At 71.7% G+C, this 18,925-nt stretch carries 19 protein-coding genes; 13 read left to right on the forward strand and 6 right to left on the reverse strand.

The window, feature by feature from the left end; translation table 11 throughout:
* Positions 1-22: 22 nt before the first annotated feature.
* Positions 23-1,420 carry an MmgE/PrpD family protein gene (locus VFO26_RS01195; RefSeq protein ID WP_325113038.1) on the reverse strand — a complete coding sequence of 466 codons (1,398 nt, stop codon included), beginning with the start codon at positions 1,418-1,420 and terminating at the stop codon, positions 23-25.
* 119 nt (positions 1,421-1,539) lie between these two features.
* On the opposite strand from VFO26_RS01195, the gene VFO26_RS01200 reads away from it, so the two are divergent.
* The 4 genes from VFO26_RS01200 to VFO26_RS01215 are packed head-to-tail and all read left to right on the forward strand — an operon-like array spanning position 1,540 to position 7,396.
* On the forward strand, positions 1,540-2,583 hold the full coding sequence (locus VFO26_RS01200; RefSeq protein ID WP_325113039.1) for a zinc-binding dehydrogenase: 1,044 nt from the start codon (positions 1,540-1,542) through the stop codon (positions 2,581-2,583).
* Positions 2,580-4,700 (forward strand): hydantoinase/oxoprolinase family protein, encoded by a 2,121-nt coding sequence (locus VFO26_RS01205; RefSeq protein WP_325113040.1) that lies wholly within the window; start codon positions 2,580-2,582, stop codon positions 4,698-4,700. The genes VFO26_RS01200 and VFO26_RS01205 overlap by 4 nt, the downstream gene beginning before the upstream one ends.
* Positions 4,697-6,607 carry a hydantoinase B/oxoprolinase family protein gene (locus VFO26_RS01210; RefSeq protein ID WP_325113041.1) on the forward strand — a complete coding sequence of 637 codons (1,911 nt, stop codon included), beginning with the start codon at positions 4,697-4,699 and terminating at the stop codon, positions 6,605-6,607. Before VFO26_RS01205 ends, VFO26_RS01210 begins: the two co-directional genes overlap by 4 nt.
* Before the next feature lie 3 nt (positions 6,608-6,610).
* Complete coding sequence (locus VFO26_RS01215; protein ID WP_325113042.1) at positions 6,611-7,396, forward strand: FadR/GntR family transcriptional regulator; 786 nt, start codon at positions 6,611-6,613, stop codon at positions 7,394-7,396.
* Positions 7,397-7,413: 17 nt separating this feature from the next.
* Here VFO26_RS01215 and VFO26_RS01220 read toward each other — a convergent pair whose 3' ends face one another.
* The gene (locus tag VFO26_RS01220) at positions 7,414-7,998 is read right to left on the reverse strand and encodes a DsbA family oxidoreductase (protein WP_325113043.1); all 585 of its coding nucleotides are present in this window, start codon (positions 7,996-7,998) and stop codon (positions 7,414-7,416) included.
* Between the two features lie 75 nt (positions 7,999-8,073).
* Between VFO26_RS01220 and VFO26_RS01225 the strand changes: the two genes are divergently transcribed.
* The 4 genes from VFO26_RS01225 to VFO26_RS01240 are packed head-to-tail and all read left to right on the forward strand — an operon-like array spanning position 8,074 to position 11,654.
* Positions 8,074-9,342: a CoA transferase gene (locus VFO26_RS01225; RefSeq protein WP_325113044.1), complete on the forward strand. Its 1,269-nt coding sequence runs from the start codon at positions 8,074-8,076 to the stop codon at positions 9,340-9,342.
* The gene (gene puuE / locus VFO26_RS01230) at positions 9,339-10,241 is read left to right on the forward strand and encodes an allantoinase PuuE (RefSeq protein WP_325113045.1); all 903 of its coding nucleotides are present in this window, start codon (positions 9,339-9,341) and stop codon (positions 10,239-10,241) included. The genes VFO26_RS01225 and puuE overlap by 4 nt, the downstream gene beginning before the upstream one ends.
* 52 nt (positions 10,242-10,293) lie before the next feature.
* Complete coding sequence (locus VFO26_RS01235; RefSeq protein ID WP_325113046.1) at positions 10,294-10,695, forward strand: nuclear transport factor 2 family protein; 402 nt, start codon at positions 10,294-10,296, stop codon at positions 10,693-10,695.
* Between the two features lie 32 nt (positions 10,696-10,727).
* A complete protein-coding gene (locus VFO26_RS01240; protein ID WP_325113047.1) occupies positions 10,728-11,654 on the forward strand; it encodes a 2-dehydropantoate 2-reductase in 927 nt (308 codons plus the stop codon).
* Here VFO26_RS01240 and VFO26_RS01245 read toward each other — a convergent pair.
* Positions 11,651-12,484 carry an alpha/beta hydrolase gene (locus VFO26_RS01245; RefSeq protein WP_325113048.1) on the reverse strand — a complete coding sequence of 278 codons (834 nt, stop codon included), beginning with the start codon at positions 12,482-12,484 and terminating at the stop codon, positions 11,651-11,653. The two genes, VFO26_RS01240 and VFO26_RS01245, sit on opposite strands and share 4 nt — an antisense overlap.
* A gap of 98 nt (positions 12,485-12,582) precedes the next feature.
* The gene (locus VFO26_RS01250; RefSeq protein WP_325113049.1) at positions 12,583-12,774 is read right to left on the reverse strand and encodes a zinc ribbon domain-containing protein; all 192 of its coding nucleotides are present in this window, start codon (positions 12,772-12,774) and stop codon (positions 12,583-12,585) included.
* On the opposite strand from VFO26_RS01250, the gene VFO26_RS01255 reads away from it, so the two are divergent.
* The 4 genes from VFO26_RS01255 (at position 12,773) to VFO26_RS01270 (ending at position 16,486) form a co-directional block, all read left to right on the forward strand.
* The gene (locus VFO26_RS01255) at positions 12,773-12,973 is read left to right on the forward strand and encodes a hypothetical protein (RefSeq protein WP_325113050.1); all 201 of its coding nucleotides are present in this window, start codon (positions 12,773-12,775) and stop codon (positions 12,971-12,973) included. The two genes, VFO26_RS01250 and VFO26_RS01255, sit on opposite strands and share 2 nt — an antisense overlap.
* On the forward strand, positions 12,970-14,349 hold the full coding sequence (locus tag VFO26_RS01260) for an amidase (protein WP_325113051.1): 1,380 nt from the start codon (positions 12,970-12,972) through the stop codon (positions 14,347-14,349). Before VFO26_RS01255 ends, VFO26_RS01260 begins: the two co-directional genes overlap by 4 nt.
* Positions 14,350-14,410: 61 nt before the next feature.
* Positions 14,411-15,826, forward strand: a complete 1,416-nt coding sequence (gene hydA / locus VFO26_RS01265; protein ID WP_325113057.1) for a dihydropyrimidinase — start codon at positions 14,411-14,413, stop codon at positions 15,824-15,826.
* Positions 15,827-15,832: 6 nt separating this feature from the next.
* Positions 15,833-16,486 carry an isochorismatase family protein gene (locus VFO26_RS01270; protein ID WP_325113052.1) on the forward strand — a complete coding sequence of 218 codons (654 nt, stop codon included), beginning with the start codon at positions 15,833-15,835 and terminating at the stop codon, positions 16,484-16,486.
* Positions 16,487-16,529: 43 nt separating this feature from the next.
* Here the strand turns inward: VFO26_RS01270 and VFO26_RS01275 are convergent, their stop codons facing one another.
* Both VFO26_RS01275 and VFO26_RS01280 read right to left on the reverse strand, forming a co-directional pair.
* On the reverse strand, positions 16,530-17,396 hold the full coding sequence (locus VFO26_RS01275) for a DMT family transporter (protein WP_325113053.1): 867 nt from the start codon (positions 17,394-17,396) through the stop codon (positions 16,530-16,532).
* A gap of 21 nt (positions 17,397-17,417) precedes the next feature.
* Positions 17,418-18,653, reverse strand: a complete 1,236-nt coding sequence (locus VFO26_RS01280) for a Zn-dependent hydrolase (RefSeq protein ID WP_325113054.1) — start codon at positions 18,651-18,653, stop codon at positions 17,418-17,420.
* A gap of 25 nt (positions 18,654-18,678) precedes the next feature.
* Here VFO26_RS01280 and VFO26_RS01285 point away from each other — a divergent pair.
* Positions 18,679-18,925, forward strand: a 247-nt coding sequence (locus tag VFO26_RS01285; protein ID WP_325113055.1) for a hypothetical protein, incomplete at its 3' end; no start/stop codon positions are given.

Below are 18,925 nucleotides of genomic sequence, written 5' to 3' on the forward strand. Positions count from 1 at the left end.
CCGCCGCCGGCTCGGTGCTCGCTCACGCCCCGACGGCCTGGAGCAGCTGCAGCGGCGCGAGCGCCGCCGTCACGTCAGCCTGCTCCTCGAGCGAGAGCACCGCCTCCTCGAGCGCGGCCACCGCGTCGTCCGGGAGGACGAGCGAGGCGTTCTCGCGGAACTTCTCGGACACCTCGGCCGGCGTGAGCGGGTTCTCGGGACCGCCCTTCTGGTGCGCGTGGTCGGCCTCGAGCTCGGTGCCGTCGGCCAGCCGGACGGTCACCCCGCCCGGGAAGGCCTGGGGGTAGGTCGGGTAGTCCCGCGTCTCGTAGCGCACCTTGGCGGCAACCTCGAGGACCTCGGGGTCCGCGATCGCCTCCTCGGTGAAGTCGGGGACAGAGACGTGCCCGCGCACGAGCTGCGAGGCGACCGAGTACTGGAGCGAGAACTTGCCCTCGTACTCCGAGCGCGGCGCCCGCTTGAGCTCCGCCGGCTCGAGCACGAGCGACACGCCCGCGGCGGGGACGCTGACGAGCACGTCCTCGATCTCGCCGGGCGCGAACGTGCGCTCGCCCACGGCCTCTGCCGCCGAACCGAGCGAGCCGTGCATGAAGTGGCACACCGGGTAGGCCTTGAACGCGATCCGCGGCGTCTCCCACCGCGAGCCGAGGTCGGCCAGCTGTCCCTCGATGTCGACCGTCCCCTCCTCCGCAGCGAGGAAGGCGTGGTAGAGCCCGAACTTGCCTTCCAGCACCGACTGCGGTCCGACAGCTCCGTGGTGGGCGAGCCGCGAGGCGACGTGGGCACCGTGCGCGGCCCAGGCGGGGTGCATCGGCTTCGTCGGCGTGCCGTCCGCCAGGTAGGCGAACAGCCCCGAGGCGAACGAGCCGGCGATCCCGAGGGCCCGCGTCGTCGCCTCGGCGTCCAGCCCCGTCAGCTTCGACACGGCGGCCGTGCCGCCGAAGACGCCGCAGATCGCGGTGGGATGGAACCCTCGCCGGTGGAACTCCCCCGGCGCCGCCATCCCGATGCGGCAGACGACCTCGTTCCCGGCCAGAATCGCCGCGAGCGCCTCGCGGCCGCCGGCGCGCTGCTGCTCCGACGCTGCGAGCGCCGCCGGGGCGATCACGGTCGACACGTGGCTGACCGAGTCCGAGTGCGTGTCGTCGAAATCCAGTCCGTGGCAGAGCATGGCGTTGGCGAAGGCGGCGTTCGCAGCGGGTAGACGGGCCTGGGAGCCGATCACCGTCGCGTCGGGCCGGCCGCCGAGCTCGTCCATCGTCGCCCGCCCCTCGCCGGCGACCCCGGTGGCTTCCGCGGCGAGCCCGCACCCGAGCGTGTCGAGGACGTGGAGCTTCGCCGCGGCCACGACGTCCGAGGGCACGTCGTCGAGCTCGAGCTCCGTCGTCCAGCGGGCGATCGTCTCCGCTGCAGTGGCCATCACGCGCTCCTGTCCTCGTCGGTACCGGGAGGGTCGGTGCCTTGCCGGTTGACAGGGTCACCGATGTCAGACATAAACACAAGCCCGGCGTCATCCGCCACCCGAGAGGAGGCAGTTCCGTGCAGGCGGTCGTCTTCAACGAGTTCGGCCATTCCGACGTCCTGCGGCTCGAGGAGCTCCCGGATCCCGAGCCGGGCCCGGGCGAGGTGCTCGTCGACGTGACGGCCACCGCGCTCAACCACCTGGACGTGGACGTCCGGGAGGGCACGTCGCGCTTCCCGGTCGAGTGCCCGCACGTGCCCGGTGTCGAGCCCGTCGGCCGGATCGCCGCACTCGGCGAAGGTGTGGAGGGTTGGCAGGTCGGCGACCGCGTTGCCGTCTACCTGATCGCCACGTGCGGCGCGTGCCGCTACTGCGTCACGGGGCGGGAGTCCCTCTGCACCGCACCGGACTGGTTCGTCGGGATGGGCTCGCCCGGTGCCTACGCCGAGCGCGTGACCTGCAAGACGTCGCAGCTCGTGCGGGTGCCGGACGGGGTCTCCGACATCGAGGCGGCCGCGACGAACATTGCCTTCGCCACCGCCTGGCACATGCTCGTCACCCGCGCGCGCCTTCGGCCCGGGGAGTCCGTGCTCGTGAACTCCGTGGGCAGCGGGATCGGCTCCGCCGCCGTTCAGGTGGCGAAGCTCGCCGGGGCCTTCGTGATCGGCACCTCGAGTCGCGCGGACAAGCTCGAGAAGGCGAAGGAGCTGGGCCTCGACGTGGGCATCGACTACACGAGCGAGAAGATCTCCGAGGCCGTGATGCGCGTGACGAACGACCAGGGCGTCGACATCGTCTACGAGCACGTCGGCGGTGAGCTGTTCCAGGAGGGACTCGAATCCCTCGCGAAGGACGGGCGGCTGGTCACCTGCGGCGCCCACTCGGGCGAGGTCGTCCCGTTCGACATCATCCCCTTCTTCCGGAGGCAGCTCTCCGTGATCGGCTCGTTCGTCTTCACGCGCGAGGAGGTCGAGCTGTGCTTCAGGCTCGTCGCGCAGGGCTCGCTCCGGCCGCAGATCGCGGCCACGTTCCCGTTGGAGAAGGTGAAGGAGGCGACCGACCTGATGGAGAGCCGCGATTTCTTCGGGAAGATCATCCTCCTTCCGGGGGGTCGGTCGTGAAGCGCCTCGGCGTGGACGTCGGCGGGACGTTCACCGACCTGATCTACGTCGACGACGTGGCGGGGACGGTGCTCGTGCACAAGCTGCCGACGACCCCGGCCGACCCGTCCCAGGGGACGATCGCCGGCATCCGTGAGCTGACCGAGACCGCCGGCACCGACCCGGGTGCGCTCGACCAGGTCTTCCACGGCACCACGATCGCGACGAACATCGTGATCGAGCACAACGGCGCCACGGTCGGGATGATCACGACCGAGGGCTACCGCGACATCCTCCACATCGCGCGGCACAAGAAGCCCTTCAACTTCTCGAACTACCAGGACCTGCCCTGGCAGCGCTATCCGCTCGTCCGGCGGCGTCACCGGCTCACCGTCCCGGAGCGGATGACGAAGGAGGGAACAGCTCTCGTCCCGCTCGACGAGGAGCGCGCGCGGGAGCAGGTGCTGCGGCTCAGGGACGCCGGGGTCGACGCCGTCGCGGTCTGCTTCCTCTTCTCCTTCCTGAACCCCGAGCACGAGCGTCGCGTGGCCGAGATCGTCCGGGAGGAGTTCCCGGAGGCCTTCCTCTCCGTCTCGTCGGAGGTCCTGCCGCAGTACCGCGAGTACGAGCGCTTCTCGACGGTCTGCCTGAACGCCTACGTCGGCCCGAGGGTCGCGAGCTACGTCGGGCGGCTGCAGTCCGAGCTGACCGCGCTCGGGGTGCGCACGGGGCTGCACCTGATGACCTCCGCGAGCGGCGTCGCGACCCCGGAGGCGGCCGTGGCACGTCCGGTGAACCTGCTCATGTCCGGGCCGGTCGCCGGCGTGGTCGGGGGGATCTGGGCCGGGAAGCAGGCCGGCTACGACAACGTGATCACGCTCGACGTGGGCGGCACCTCCGCCGACATCGGCCTCGCGCAGGAGGGCCGGCTGCGCATGAAGCACCTGCTGGACACGAAGGTCGGCCCCTACCAGGCGATGATCCCGATGGTCGACGTCGACACGATCGGCGCCGGCGGCGGCTCGATCGCCTACGTCGACGAGGGCGGCATCTTCCGCGTGGGGCCGCGCTCGGCAGGTGCGGAGCCCGGGCCTGCCTGCTACGACAAGGGCGGAATCGAGCCGACCGCGACCGACGCAATGGTGAACCTCGGCTGGCTGCCCGCGGGCGACTTCCTCGGTGGCGGGATGGCGCTCCGCGCCGACCTCGCCCGGACGGCGTTCGAGGACGGCCCGGCGAACGCGCTCGGCATGACGGTCGAGGAGGCCTCGATGGGGGCAGTCCAGATCCTCACGCACTCGATGGTGCAGTCGATCGAGGAGAACTCCGTGCGGAAGGGATTCGACCCACGCGACTTCGCGCTCGTCGCCGAGGGCGGCGCCGGGCCGCTGTTCGCCGCCGAGATCGCGCTCGAGGTCGGCACGCCCTACGTGCTCGTGCCTCCCTACCCGGGGGTGACGGCCGCGATGGGCCTCCTGGCCACCGACATGGTCTACGAGTACGTGACCACCACGTATCAGCGCCTGTCGGCGCTCGACGCGCCCGCGCTGCAGCGATCGTTCGAGGAGCTCGAGGAGCAGGCGCGCGTCCAGCTCGAGGAGGACGGCGTCCCGGCCGATCGCATCCTGATCCAGCGGATCGCCGAGTGCCGGTACCTCGGTCAGGGCTACGAGCTCCGCGTCGACGCCGAGCCGGGGATGATCGACTCCGACTGGGCGGCGCGGCTGCGCTCCGACTTCGACGACATCCACGAGCGCGAGTACTCGCGGCGCTTCGAGGACGCGGACGTCGAGATCCCCAACGTGCGGGTCCGCGGAATCGGGCTGATGCCGCCGCTCGAGACGCCTGAGGTCGATCACGGCGGCCGCGCCTCCGACGACGCGCTGCGCCGCGAGGGGGAGGCCTGGTTCCGGGTCGACGGGCAGCTCCGGCAGGTCGCGACGCGCTACTACGACAGGGCAGCGCTCCGCGCGGGCAACCGGATCGAGGGGCCTGCGATCGTGCTGCAGTACGACTCGACCACGGTCGTCCCGCCGGGGATCTCGGCGCACGTCGACCGCTTCGGGAACATCCTGATCGAGGTCGGCGCCTCGTCCGAGGCGCGGGCGCTGGCAGAGACCGCGGAGGTGGGGAGATGAGCGTCGTCGACTACGAGGTCGGTCGTCAGCCGGGGCCGCCCACCGCAGCGCGGGTCGAGGTCGACCCGATCACGCTGCGCGTGCTCGGCGGCGCCTTCCACGCGATCGCGAAGGAGATGGCCGGGGTGCTCTTCCGGATGTCCTACTCCTCGATCATCCGCGAGTCGGAGGACCTCGGGGCGGGCATCTTCGACGCCGAAGGCCGAGAGCTCTGCGAGTCGGACTCGACTCCGATGCACATCGGCTCGCTGCCCTGGTACATCCGCGGCTTCCTGCACCGGCTCGGCGACGACGTCGAGGAAGGGGACGTGATCGTCCACAACCATCCCTACCTCGGCGCCTCGCACTCCCCCGACGTCGCGGTCGCGGTGCCGATCTTCCACGACGGCGAGCTGCTGGCCTGGGCCGCCGTCACCGCCCACGTGCTCGACGTCGGGGGCTCGTTCCCCGGGATCAACGCGGACGCGTTCGACGTCTATGCGGAGGCGAAGCTCTACAACGGCCTGCGCTGGTACCGGCGTGGCGAGCTCAACATCGACGTCGACCGGATGATCTTCGACAACGTCCGCACGGAGACGATGAACCGCGGCGACATGAACGCGATGCTCGCCGCGTGCCAGCTCGGCCGCGAGCGGTTCCTGCGGCTCGTGCAGCGCTACGGCGGCCAGACGGTGATGAGTGCCGCGTACGACTGGATGGACTACTCCGAGCGACGCCTCCGCGCGGAGATCGAGAAGATCCCCGACGGCGAGTACGGCCCGATCGTCGGGTGGCTCGACGACGACGCGCGCAACCGCGACGTGCGGCTGCGCGTCGAGACGAAGGTGGTCGTCTCCGGCGACGAGATCACGATCGACCTGACCGGCTCCAACCCCGAGGTGCCGACCGGGTTCAACGTCCCCTTCGAGGGCTCGCTGCTCGTCGGCGCCTACTACGCCGTGCGCACGATCCTGCTCGACGAGGTCACGTTTCCCGACCACGTGCCGCAGAACGACGGCGTCTTCCGGCCGGTGAAGGTGGTCGCGCCCAAGGGGACGATCTTCAACCCCACGTTCCCGCGCGCGTGCTTCTCGCGGTTCACCCAGGTGCAGCGCGTCGTCGACAACACGATCCTCGCCCTGGCCGACGCCCTGCCGGACAAGGTCACGGCCGGCAACTCCGCCGGCATCCACTTCTGCGCCTACTCCGGCTTCGACGAGTCGGCGGGCGAGTACTGGCTCTACCTCGAGGTGAACGAGGGCTCCTACGGCGGGCGCCACGGGAAGGACGCGATGGACTCCGTCGACAACCTGATGGCGAACACGCGCAACAACCCGATCGAGGAGCTCGACATGCGCTTCCCGGTCCGGTGCGACCAGTACGAGCTGCGCCCCGAGCCCGCCTCCCCCGGCCGCTGGCGCGGGGGCATCGGGATCATTCGACGGAACCGCTTCCTCGTCGACGGCATCTACTCCTGCGAGGGCGACAGGCAGACGGATCCCCCGCTCGGCATCTTCGGCGGGTGGGACGGGCTCGTCGCCTCCTGCCGCAAGAACCCGGACACCCCGGGCGAGGAGGAGATGCACGCGAAGGTGACGGGCATCCCGTTCGGGCCCGGGGAGTTCGTCGAGTTCCGCGAGCCGAACGCCGCCGGGTACGGCGACCCGCTCCTGCGCGACCCTGCTCTCGTCCGCGAGGACGTGCTCGACGACTTCACGACCCTCGAGCTCGCGCGGGACGCCTACGGCGTCGTCTTCGCCGACGAGCGGACACTCGAGATCGACGACGAGGCCACCGCGCGCCTGCGCGAGGAGCTGAAGGAGCACCCGCGCTTCACGTCGCTGACCGGGTACTACGAGGAGCGTGGGCTGCCCCCGTCCTCCGCTCCCTCCTCCCATGCGGGCAACGCGCAGTTCGGCATGGCCTGACCCGTGGCCCCTACGGACGTCGACGGACGGGCCACGCGCGGGCGCAGACCTGCCGCGACGCCCGTCCGGCGCGTCCGCAAGGCGTACGAGCAGGTCGCCGACCAGCTGCGCGAGCTGATCGTCCGCGGCGAGCTGCAGCCCGGCGACCGCCTACCGGTGGAGTCGACCCTGGCGCGGGACTTCGGCGTCAGCAGGGCGACCGTCCGCGAGGCGCTTCGGCTGCTCACCGCGCAGAGCCTCGTCCGCACCGAGAAAGGGGCGGCGGGAGGCAGCTACGTGACGCTCCCGACCGCGGCGACGATCTCGTCACTCGTGCACGCCAACGTCGGGCTGCTCGCCGAGACGCGCACCGTCACGCTCGAGGAGCTGCTCGAGGCGCGGGAGCTGGTCGAGGTACCGGCGGCGCGGCTCGCCGCCCGGCGGCGGAACCCGGAGGACCTCGAGCGGCTGCGCTCGACGGTGCCGGGGGACGCGGTCGACCTCTCGACGCTGGAGGAGTTCGCGCACAACGCGGAGTTCCACTCCTGCCTCCTCGGCGCGAGCCACAACACGCTCCTCGTCGTGTCCGCGCAGCCGATCTTCTCGGTGCTCCAGACGCACCTCGCCCGCTCGGCGCTCGGCCGGCGGTTCCACCGCTCGATCCACGAGCACCACCACCGGATCCTGGCGGCGGTCGACGCGGGCGACGCCGACCTCGCCGCCGCGGAGATGCACGACCACCTCGCCTTCCTGCGTCCCTACTACGAGAAGGCGTGGAAGCGAGTAGACGCCGCGCGCCCGCGCGGCTGAGCCCTGCGTCTCACGTGTCAGGCGCGCGGGACGAGCGGCTCGCCGGACTGCAGGCGCGCCACGCCGCCCGTGCCCCAGTGCGTGCGCCCGTCGTCGAGCAGGAGGGTGGGCACACCGGCGACGCCTGCCCGTTCCGCCTCCTCGCGCACGGCGGCGATCCACCGGATCCTGTCCGCGTCGTACGCCGCGGCGACGGCCAGGTCGGGGTCGAGCCCGCTGCGCTCGGCCGCCCTGGCGATCTCGCGGTCGGTGGCGATGTCCTCCCCCTCGCAGAAGAACGCCTCGTAGAGGGCATGCTTGAAGACGCGAAGGGCGCCGACCTCCCCCGCCCAGAGGCAGGCCGCGAGCGGAAGGGTCGAGCGCGGCTGGTAGCGCGGGAGGTGGATCTCGATGCCCCTCTCCAGCGCGCGCCGGTAGACGTGCTGCGTCCAGTCGGTCCGCAGGTGGTCGCCCCGCGGCTGGAGCAGCGGCCGCGGCGCAGGACGCAGCTCGAAGGGGAGCCACTCGACCTCGATCCCACCCGCGTCCTCGGCGGCCTCCACGGCGTGCGTCTCCAGGTACGAGTAGGGGCACACCACGTCGTAGTAGAAGCGCACGCGCACGCCGGTCAGCCTAACGGGCCGTCGGGGCGCGTTGACACGGGACGGCAGAGACACTAGAACAGCCGACGGCGGTCAATGTCAGACATTCGCGACGATCCCATCCATGCTCCCCCGGGCGGGCGCTTGCCGCTGGCAGACGTCAGGATCCTCGCAGTCGAGCAGTTCGGGGCAGGGCCGTGGGGGACGCTCCAGCTCGCCGACCTCGGGGCGGAGGTGATCAAGCTCGAGGACCCCGCGGCGGGAGGCGACGTCGGGCGCTACGTCCCCCCCTTCCAGGAAGGCGAGGACTCGCTCTTCTTCGAGACGTTCAACCGCGGCAAGAAGAGCATCTCGCTCGACCTCCGCCACTCCCTCGCACGGGACGTGCTCCATGATCTCGTCCGCGCCTGCGACGGCGTCTACTCGAACCTGCGCGGTGACCAGCCCGCCAGGCTGGGCCTGACATTTGACAGCCTTCGGGACGTCAACCCGAGGATCGTCTGCTGCTCGCTCTCGGGCTTCGGGTCGACGGGGCCCCGGGCCGCCGAAGGCGGCTACGACTACATGATGCAAGGGCTTGCCGGCTGGCAGAGTCTGACCGGCGAGCCGGGTGGGCCGCCGACGAAGTCCGGGCTCTCCCTGGTCGATCTCTCCGGCGGCTACGCCTCCGCGATCGCCCTGCTCGCCGGCATCTGGCGGGCGCGGCGCGACGGGGTCGGGTGCGACTGCGACGTCTCGCTCTTCGAGACGGCGCTGCACGAGCTCATGTACATCGGACCGTGGGCGGCGACCCACGGGTACGTCCCCCCGCGCAGGCCGAGCTCCGCCCATCCGACGATCGTCCCGTTCCAGAACTTCGAGGCCTCCGACGGCTGGCTCGTGGTCGGGGCCGCCAAGCAGAAGTTCTGGGAGCGGCTCTGCGACGTGATCGGGCACCCCGAGCTGGACGACGACCCGCGCTTCGCGACGATGGCAGGTCGCAACGAGCACCGCGACGAGCTGATCCCGGTGCTCGAGGACGTCTTCCGGAGCCGCACCGTGGACGCCTGGGTCGAGGCTCTGGTAGCGGCGGGGGTGCCGGCCTCGAGGGTGAACTCCGTCGAGCAGGCGCTCGCCGACCCGCAGACGGTCGCGCGCGAGGACGTCGTCGAGCACGAGCATCCGTCGCTCGGCCGCGTGCGGTCGATCCGGACTCCCCTCCGCCTCGCCGAGGGTGAGCACAGCTTGGAGCGGCCGCCCGTGCGCGGCCCGTTCCGCGGCGAGCACACCGAGGAGGTGCTCGTCGGCATCTGCGGGTACACGCCCGAGCGCGTCGACGCGCTGGCGAGCGCGGGGGTCTTCGGTGAGGTCCCGGTGCGCCCGTGAGCGGGCGCGACCTCGTCGGGTACGGGGGGAGCCCGCCCGACCCTCGCTGGCCCGGCGGCGCGCGTCTCGCCGTCAGCTTCGTGCTCAACTACGAGGAGGGCGGGGAGCAGACGCCGCTCGAGGGCGACCCCGCGTCGGAGGCGTTCCTGCACGAGGTCGTCGGCGCGCCGCCGACGGTCGGCAGGCGGAACCTGAACACGGAGTCGATGTTCGAGTACGGCAGCCGCGCCGGGTTCTGGCGCGTGCATCGCATCTTCGCCGCCCACGGGCTGCCGCTGACCGTCTACGCGGTCGGACAGGCGCTCGAGCGAAACCCCGAGGCTGCGCGGGCGATGGCGGCAGCCGGCTGGGAGGTGGCGAGCCACGGCTGGCGCTGGATCGACTACGGCGACCTCTCCGAGGAGGAGGAGCGGGACCACCTCCGGCTGGCGGTCGAGGCGATCGAGCGCGCGTGCGGCACGAGGCCGGTCGGCTGGTACACGGGCCGCGTGTCGGAGCGCACGCGGCGGCTCGTCGTCGAGGAGGGAGGATTCCTCTACGACTCCGACTCCTACGCGGACGACCTGCCCTACTGGGTCGAGGTCGAGGGGCAGGACCACCTGGTGATCCCGTACACGCTCGACGCGAACGACTTCAAGTTCCTGCTCCCCGGCGGGTTCGTGACGGCGGACGACTTCCGTGCGTACCTCGTCGACTCGTTCGACCGGCTCCTCGCCGAGGGAGGACGGATGCTGTCGGTCGGCCTCCACTGCCGGATCGTGGGCCGGCCCGGTCGCGCCCCCGCCCTCGAGCGCTTCCTCGAGCACGTCCGCGCGCACGAAGACGTGTGGGTCGCGACGCGAGCCGACATCGCGCGGCACTGGCGTGCGACGCACCCGCCGGCGAACCCGGAGCCGTGAGCCCCGGCCGCGATACGATCCTGCCCCCACGAGCTGCCAAGGAGGCTCGAGCATGAGCACGACGACCGGAACGTGGACGCGCGAGGCGCTCGCCGCCGCGCCCCAGACCTACTTCGACGCGGTCGACGCGATGGACGTCGACGCCGTCCTCTCGCACTTCGCCGACGACGCGACGCTGACCGTCCAGACGGATCACGTGACGTTCTCGGGCGCGGGGGAGATCCGGCGGATGTTCACGGACTTCTTCGACGTGTCCGTGACGATCCGCCACGAGCTGCGGAACGTGGTCGTCGAGGAGGCGGCGGGCAAGGTCGCCACCGAGCAGGGGTACATCGGCGAGCTGAAGGACGGCTCGAGGAACGACATGCACAACTGCAACTTCTTCTCCTTCGACGAGTCGGGAAAGTTCACGCGGGTGATCATCTGGATGGCGGGCACGAACCCGCTCAAGTAGGCGGCCTCGACCCCTCGCGGGAGCCCGCGTCGATGAGGATCGCGGTCGTCGGCGCGGGAGCGATGGGGTCGGTGTACGCGGGACTGCTCGGCGACTCCGGGCACGAGGTCTGGGCGGTCGACCCCTGGGTCGAGCACGTGGAGGCGATCCGCGGGCACGGCGTGCGGGTCGAGACGGCGGGCGGCGACCGGGTCGTGCGCATCCGGGCGACGACCGACCCCGGCGACGTCGGGATCGTCGACCTGGTGGTGATCGCGACGAAGGCGATGGACGTCCGCGCGGCGGCGGAAGGGTCGCGGGCGCTCGTCGGGCCGGAGACCGTCGTGCTGTCGATCCAGAACGGCCTCGGCTCGGGCGACGTGGCGGCGGAGGTCCTCGGCGACGACCGCGTCCTGCTCGGCATCGCGGGCGGCTTCGGCTCCAGCGTGGTGGCGCCCGGGCACGTTCGCCCACAGCAGCTCGGGGTCATCGGCCTCGGCGCGCGGGCGGGCACGGAGACCGAGCGGGTGGAGCGGGTCGCGGAGGTGTGGCGAGGCGCGGGGTTCACCGTGCGCGTGTTCGAGGATGTCGAGCGGCTCGTCTGGGAGAAGCTCGTCTGCAACGCCGGCTTCAGCGGCCCGTGCACGGTGCTCGGCAGGACGATCGGCGAGATTCTCGACGATCCGCACGCCTGGTCGGTCTCCGCCGCCTGCGCGCAGGAGGCCTATGACGTCGCGCTGGCGTCCGGCATCGCAATCGGGTACGACGACCCGGTCGCCCACCTGGCGGCGTTCGGCGCCCGGATCCGCGGTGCGCGCCCGTCGATGCTGCTCGACCGGCTGGCCGGCCGGCCGTGCGAGATCGACGCGATCAACGGCGCGATCCCGCCGCGCGCGCAGGCCGTCGGCCTGCAGGCGCCGGTCAACGCGACGGTGACGGCGCTCGTCAAGGCCGGCGAGCCGCCTGCTGCTTCGCCCTAGCCGGCCCCGAGCGCCTCGCGGAAGAAGTCGCTCACGATCCGCACCGCGTCGGCCGGGCACTCGATCAGGTCCGCGTGGCCGATGTCGGGGAACTCGACGACCCGCACGTGCTCGTTCAACTCGGCCATCCGCCGGGCGCCGAGCCCCGACGGGGCGAGGACCGGCGGGCAGAGGACGTCGTGGGTCCCGTTCGTCATCAGGAGGGGCCGCGAGATCCGGGGGACGAGCGGCGAGAGGTCCATCCGCTCCATCGCGAGGCAGGCCTGGCGCACGGTGTACGGGTCGTTCCAGCCGATCACGGTGCGCACCAGCTCGAAGGTGCCCTTTCCCTCCTCGCTCTCGAGGAAGCCCGCGCCGACCGCCTGCGTGGTCACGTGGTCGGCGAAGTCGTCCCACGGCATCGACTCGGCCATCCGCCGCCAGACCCGGAACAGCGTCTGCCGGTAGACGTCGGGCTTCGCGAACGCGACGTCCGCGCAGGTCGCGATCACGCGCTCGGGATACGTGCCCGTCAGCGCGATCGCGATCATGCCGCCCATCGAGGTGCCGTGGACGAGCACGCGGTCGAGGCCGAGCGCGTCGAGCAGCCGCACGCTGTCGTCGGCCCACAGCTGGATCGTGTACTCCTCGCGGGGGTGGTCGGAGGCTCCGTAGCCGCGGGCGTCGAAGGAGAGCAGGCGGAACCCGTTCTCGCGGAAGCCGTCGTTGACTGCGCCGAAGTTGGCACGGCCGAAGAGACCGCCTCCGAGCTGGAGCACGATCGGGCCGTCCTCCGGCCCGGTCAGCTCGTGGTAGAGACGGATCCCGTCCTCGATCTGCACGTGCGGCATGCGTCACCTCGCCTCGTGTCGGCGTGTCTGGAAGAGTGTCGAAGTCTTACGTCTGCGAGCCGCGCGCCGGGAGGGAGGCGACAGTGCGAAGGACGGGGCTAGTCCCAGGAGCGCCCGACGCGGTCCCACGCCACGTCGCTCGGCAGCCACTCGGTGTTGATCTTCGAGATGAGGCGGCGGACGTCCGGCGAGCCGCAGGCAGGGCAGGGCGGCGCGGGCTTCGTCGACATCGACAGGTACTCCTCGAACTGCTTCTCGCAGGACTCGCAGCGGTACTCGTAGATCGGCATGCCGTCGCAGTCTAGCCCCGTCCCCGAGCCCGAGGTGCTGCGCGCGCTCGCGCGCATGCAGGGTGTCGAGCCCTCCGACGAAGACCTGGAGGCGGTCGCGGGCTTCCTCGCCTCGATCCTGCCGGAGCTCCCCGCGATCGAGGTGCGGCTCGCGCGGTCGGACGTGCCCGCGGGCCCCTTCCTGCCGGAGGATCCTTGACGCTGGCGGCGCTGGCGCGGCGCCTGCGCGAGCGCGAGCTCTCGCCGGTGGAGGCGGTGACGGAGGCGCTCGAGCGGATCGAGCGCCTCGACCCCGCGCTGAACGCCTTCCTCTCCGTGCGCGCGGAGGAGGCGCTGGCCGAGGCCGCCGGGCTCGGGGGAGCGGGATGGCGAGGGCCGCTCCACGGCGTGCCGGTAGCGGTCAAGGACGTGATCGACGTCGCGGGGGCGCGGACGACGGCCGCCTCGCGCATCCTCGCCGACTCGGTCGCGGAGCACGACGCGACGGTCGTGGCGCGCCTGCGCAGGGCCGGTGCGGTCGTCGTCGGCAAGCTGAACACGCACGAGTTCGCGTTCGGCGCGACGACGACCAGCCCGCACTTCGGCCCCGCGCGCAATCCCTGGGACCGGGAGCGGATCTGCGGCGGCTCGAGCGGCGGCAGCGGCGCCGCGGCGGCGGCCCGCCTCGTGCCGGGCACCCTCGGCACCGACACCGCGGGCTCGGTGCGCATCCCGGCGTGCCTCTGCGGGGTCACCGGCCTGCGACCGTCGATCGGCCGCGTCCCGAACCGCGGCGTCGTCCCCGTCTCGTGGACGTTCGACACGGTCGGCCCGATCGCCCGGAGCGCGGAGGACTGCGCGCTGCTCCTGGACGCGATCGCCGGGCACGACCATGCCGACCCGAGCACTCTCCCCGCGCCCGTCCCGGACTACGTGGGCGGACTTTCGAGCGGGGTCGCCGGCCTGCGGATCGGCGTCGTCTCGCACCTGCTCGAAGGCGCCGTCGACCCACGCGTGGTCGCGGCGGTCGAGGCCGCGCTCGGCGAGCTCGCGGCCCTCGGTGCACGCGTCGAACGCGTCGACGCGGGCTTCCTGCGAGAGACGGAGGTCGTGACGCAGCTCGTGATGCTCCCCGAGGCGGCGGACGCGCACCTGCCGTGGCTCCGCACCCGGCTCGCCGACTACGGCGCCGACGTGCGCGCCCGTCTGCTCGCCGGCCTCCTCCTGCCCGCGACCGCACTCGTCACGGGGCAGCGGGCCCGGCGGCGCATCCTCGGCGAGGCACGGCGCCTCTTCGAGCAACACGACCTCCTCGCCGCTCCGGCGATGCCCGTCACCGCTCCGCGGATCGGTGAGGAGGTCGTCTCGGCCGGAGCAGAGCGGCTCCCGTACCGGCTGGCGTTGATGCCCTTCAACTCCCCCTGGACGTGCCTCGGCCTCCCCGCCGCGAGCGTGCCGTGCGGCTTCGTGGACGGCCTCCCGGTGGGGCTGGCACTTGCGGGCAGGCGGCTCGCCGAGGAAACCGTGCTACGGGCGGCGCACGCCTTCCAACAGGTCACCGACTGGCACGAGCTGCGCCCGCCGGTTCCCGTTTGACGGCGCTTCCACGGGGTCGTATACACCACACAGGGAGATCGAAGGAAAGGGAGTGAGGCACATGTCCGTGCTGATCAAGGGCGGCAGGATCATCACCGCCTCCGACGACTACGTGGGGGACATCTACGTCGAGAACGGCTCGATCTCGCTGATCGGCGAGTCGCTCGACGTGTCGGCCGAGAAGACGATCGACGCGACGGGGAAGATCGTCTTCCCGGGCGCGATCGACCCGCACACCCACATCGAGATGTTCTTCGGCGGCACGACGACGTGCGACGACTTCACGTCCGGCACGACCGCCGCCGCGTTCGGCGGCACGACGACCCTGATCGACTTCTGCATCCAGGCCCCGGGGATGACCTTCGCGCAGGCGCTGGAGGCCTACCACGAGAAGCTCGACCGCTGTCCTCCGGTGATCGACGTCGGCTTCCACATCGCCGTCACCGACCTGAAGGAGGGCGGCACCCTCGAGGATCTGGCCAGGCTGCCGGACGAGGGCGTCACGTCGTACAAGCTCTTCATGGCCTACAAGGGCGCCGTCATGGTCGACGACGAGACGCTCTTCAAGGTCATGCAGACGGCGAGCGAGACCGGGGGCCTCGTGATGGTGCACGCCGAGAACGGTGACGCGATCGACATCATCGTCAAGGCGGCAGTCGCCGAGGGCAAGACGGACCCGATCTGGCACGCGCGCACGCGGCCGATGGAGACGGAGGCCGAGGCCACGAACCGCGCGATCCAGCTCGCGCGCGTCGCCGACGCGCCGCTGTACGTCGTCCACGTCTCCTGCCAGCCGTCGGTCGAGCCGATCCAGCTGGCGCGCGACAAGGGCTGGCAGGTCTGGGGCGAGACCTGCACGCAGTACCTGTTCGTGGACGAGACCGCGCTGGAGAAGCCCGACTGGGAGGGCGCGAAGTACATCTACACGCCGCCGCCCCGCCCGAAGGAGCACCAGGAGCATCTCTGGAAGGCGCTCAAGACGGATGCGCTCTCGGCCCTCTCGACCGACCACTGCCCGTTCAACTGGCCCGAGCAGAAGGGCATCAACGGCCGGGAGTTCCAGGTCGTGCCGAACGGCGGCCCCGGGATCGAGAACCGGCTGCACATGCTGTGGACGCACGGCGTCGGCACGGGCCGGATCACGCCGAACCGCTTCGTGGAGCTCGTCTCGACGAACATCGCGAAGCTGTTCGGGCTCTATCCGCGCAAGGGGACGATCGCGCCGGGCTCGGATGCGGACCTCGTCGTCTGGGATCCGGAGAAGAAGCTCACCATCTCCGCGAAGACCCATCACACCAACGTCAACTACAACCTCTTCGAGGGTGAGAAGGTGACGGGCGCCCCCGAGGTCGTCCTCGTCCGCGGCCAGGTGATCGTCGAGGGCGACGAGCTCGTCGCGCAGCCCGGGGCGGGCCAGTTCGTGAAACGGGCCCGCTTCGGCGAGGAGCTCCAGCCCGCGCAGAAGGCGACGGCCTGAACGGTCATGTCCGACGACGACGCAAGGCGGATCTACGAGGAGTCGGGGCTCGGCGCGAGCGTCACGCTCGGCGCCCGCCCCGGCGTGCTCGTGGTCGACTTCTCCTGCGGGTTCACCGATCCCGAGTGCGCGTTGGGCTCCGACCTGACCCCGCAGGTGGAGGCGACGAAGCGCGTGCTGGACGCCGCACGGGCCAAGGGGCTGCCGGTCGTGTTCACGACGATCGGCTTCGACGCGAGCCTCAAGGACGGCGGCCTCTGGATGCAGAAGGTGCCGACGCTGGCGGCGCTGCAGATGGGCGGGAAGTGGGTCGAGATCGACCCTCGGCTCGAGCCGCGTGCGGACGAGACGGTGATCGTGAAGAAGGGCGCCTCCGGGTTCTTCGGGACAAACCTCGCGTCGGTGCTCGTCACCCAGGGAGTCGACACGGTCGTGCTCTGCGGCGCGACGACGAGCGGATGCATCCGCGCGACCGCGATCGACCTGCTCCAGTACGGCTGGCCCACCCTCGTTCCGCGCGAGTGCGTCGGCGACCGGGCGCAGGCGCCGCACGACGCGAACCTGTTCGACATCGACGCGAAGTACGCCGACGTCGTCTCGGTCGAGGAGGCGCTCGGCTACCTCGAGAGCGTCCCCTCGGCGGTGCCGACGACCGTGTAGCGCACAGGCTGCGAGGCCTGGCGTCGAGCCGGGCCTCGGGGCCTCAGCGGACGATGCCGACCAAGACTGCGCCGGCGACGACAAGCGCCCCTGCGAGGACGGTATGCCTGCCGACCGCCTCGGAGCGGCCGACGAGGACGGCCGACAGCGCGACCGCCCAAAGCGACTGGGTCGCGTTCAGCGGCGCGACGATCCCGACCCGCCCCCGGTCGAACGCGACGATGAGGCTCACGTACGCGAGCCCGAGCGCGACACCGGCCGGCCAGAAGGCGACGGTCGCGGAACCGAGGTTCGTGCGCAACCGCCTCCGGCGAGCCACGAGGAGGTACGCGGCCACGATCGCGAGCGCGCCGAGCAGCGAGACGGCGGCGGCCGCCACCGCCGGCGGGTCGAGGTCCTGGGCCGCCCAGCGCACCGCATTGTCGCGCACGGCGAACAACACCGCGCACACGATCGCGAGCACCGCCCCGAGCGCGCGGAACGCGGCCGGCCGGCTGCGTTCCCCCGCGAGGACGACGCCGCCCGCAACCACGAGGACCGTCGCGACGAGCAGCAGGGGGCGGAACGGCTCGTCGAGGAGAAGAAGCGCGAGCCCTACCGAGATGAGCGGCGCGGTTCCGATCAGGATCGAGGCTCGCGCCGGCCCGGCGTCCCTGACGGCGAGGATGAAGAGGATCTGCGACGTACCCGGGACGAGTGCCCCGATCAGGAGGAAGGGCCACAGCTCGCCCGGGTCGCCGAGGGCGGCCGCCTGCGGCAGCGCGAGCGCGCACGCGACGAGCGAGCCGGCGCCGAGGACGACCACGGCCCCGACCTCCGGGTCGGCGCCGCGGCCGAGCCCGTGGCGGACGGCGATCGCGAGCAGCCCGAAGAGGGCGCCTGCGAGCGCGCCGAGCAACACGGCGTCCACGAAGGCCCGACCCTCGCCCGGCTACCGCAGCGCGGCGATCGCGTCGAGGATGATGCCCGCGGCGAGCGCCGCATCGGCCGGGTCGGCGTCCTCGGCGGGATGGTGGCTGATGCCGTCCCGACAGGGGACGAACACCATCGCGCTCGGAATCCGGTCGGCGACGCACATCGTGTCGTGGGCAGCGCCGGAGTGCATCCGCAGGTAGGGCTCCCCGGTCGACTTCGCCGCCGTCTCGAGCGCATCCACGATCCGCTCGTCGAGCGGCGTCGCCGGGAGCGCCTGCCGCTGCCGGACCTCGGCGCGCATGCCACGCGCCTCTGCAGCGCGCTCGGCGAACGCGGCGACCTCGCGTGCAACGCCGCGGTATGCCTCCTCGACCGGCCCGCGGATGTCGAGCGAGAAGCGGACGCGGCTCGCGATCGCGTTGATCAGGCCGGGATCGACCTCGATCTCGCCGACCGTGCCCACCGTGCCCTGTCCGGTCTCCCGGGCGACCCGCTCCAGCTCGAGGACGGTCTCTGCGAGCACGGTGGTCGGGTCGAGGCGTAGGTCCATCGGCGTCGCGCCGGCGTGGTCGCCGCGCCCGTGGACGATCACGTCGGCGTGGACGTACCCCGCGATCGCGTGCACGAGCCCGATGCGGTTGCCCGTGTCCTGCAGCACCCGTGCCTGCTCGATGTGCATCTCGATCCAGCCGGTCAGGTCGTCGAGCACGTGGATCGACTCTCGCCAGCGCGCGGGCTCGTAGCCTGCCTCCTCGGCGTGCTCCCAGAAGCTGCGGCCGTCGTCGAGCGCGCGGAACGACTCGCGCAGCTCCTCCTCGGTGACCCGCTGGAGCATGATCCGGCTGCCGAGCAGCATCTGCCCGAAGCCGGAGCCCTCCTCCTCGAGGAAGGAGATCAGCTGCAGCGGCAGGTCGAGGCCGCCCTCGACATTCAGCCTGCAGACCTCGACGGCCGTGGCGACGCCCATCGTGCCGTCGTACTTGCCGCCGTTGCGGTTGGAGTCGCAGTGCGAGCCGATGCCGAAGACCGACTCACCCGGCGGCCGGTTCCGCGCGACGAAGGTCCCGACCGGGTCCTCGGAGACTTCGAAGCCGAGCGAGCGCAGCTCGCCGGCGAAATGGTCGAGGGTGCGTCGGTACTCCGGCGTGTAGGCGTAGCGCTGGATCGCGTCGCTCGAGCGCGTGAAATGCGGCCCGGCGAGCGTCTCGATGTCCCGCTCGATCCGCTCCGCGCTGCGCGACCGATCGACCACGGGACGACTCTAGTATGGGCCGACCGTGGACGACGAGTGGCCCCCGCGCGAGAACCGGGTGCAGGCCGCGCTGTGGGAGGCGGAGGGCTGCTTCGAGCGCCAGGAGTACGTCGCGGCATCGAGTGCGCTCGCGCGGGTCTTCGGCCTTGCCGGTGAACGGGAGGAGCTCGTTCGCGGCCTCCACCACCTTGCCGCGGCCGGGTACAGGGCGCAGACCGGAGAGGACCGCCGGGCACGCCGCCAGCTCGACCGCGCACGCCGCCGCCTCCTGT

The organism is Gaiella sp. (assembly GCF_035710885.1).
GTDB lineage: Bacteria > Actinomycetota > Thermoleophilia > Gaiellales > Gaiellaceae > Gaiella.

Bases quoted from the DNA above. Each gene is read 5' to 3' on its own strand.
- VFO26_RS01250 (WP_325113049.1), bottom strand. From the start codon at position 12,774: ATGCCGATCTACGAGTACCGCTGCGAGTCCTGCGAGAAGCAGTTCGAG.
- VFO26_RS01210 (WP_325113041.1), top strand. From the start codon at position 4,697: ATGAGCGTCGTCGACTACGAGGTCGGTCGTCAGCCGGGGCCGCCCACC.
- hydA (WP_325113057.1), top strand. From the start codon at position 14,411: ATGTCCGTGCTGATCAAGGGCGGCAGGATCATCACCGCCTCCGACGAC.
- VFO26_RS01195 (WP_325113038.1), bottom strand. From the start codon at position 1,420: ATGGCCACTGCAGCGGAGACGATCGCCCGCTGGACGACGGAGCTCGAG.
- VFO26_RS01240 (WP_325113047.1), top strand. From the start codon at position 10,728: ATGAGGATCGCGGTCGTCGGCGCGGGAGCGATGGGGTCGGTGTACGCG.
- VFO26_RS01245 (WP_325113048.1), bottom strand. From the start codon at position 12,484: ATGCCGCACGTGCAGATCGAGGACGGGATCCGTCTCTACCACGAGCTG.
- VFO26_RS01235 (WP_325113046.1), top strand. From the start codon at position 10,294: ATGAGCACGACGACCGGAACGTGGACGCGCGAGGCGCTCGCCGCCGCG.
- VFO26_RS01270 (WP_325113052.1), top strand. From the start codon at position 15,833: ATGTCCGACGACGACGCAAGGCGGATCTACGAGGAGTCGGGGCTCGGC.
- VFO26_RS01255 (WP_325113050.1), top strand. From the start codon at position 12,773: ATGCCGTCGCAGTCTAGCCCCGTCCCCGAGCCCGAGGTGCTGCGCGCG.
- VFO26_RS01225 (WP_325113044.1), top strand. From the start codon at position 8,074: ATGTCAGACATTCGCGACGATCCCATCCATGCTCCCCCGGGCGGGCGC.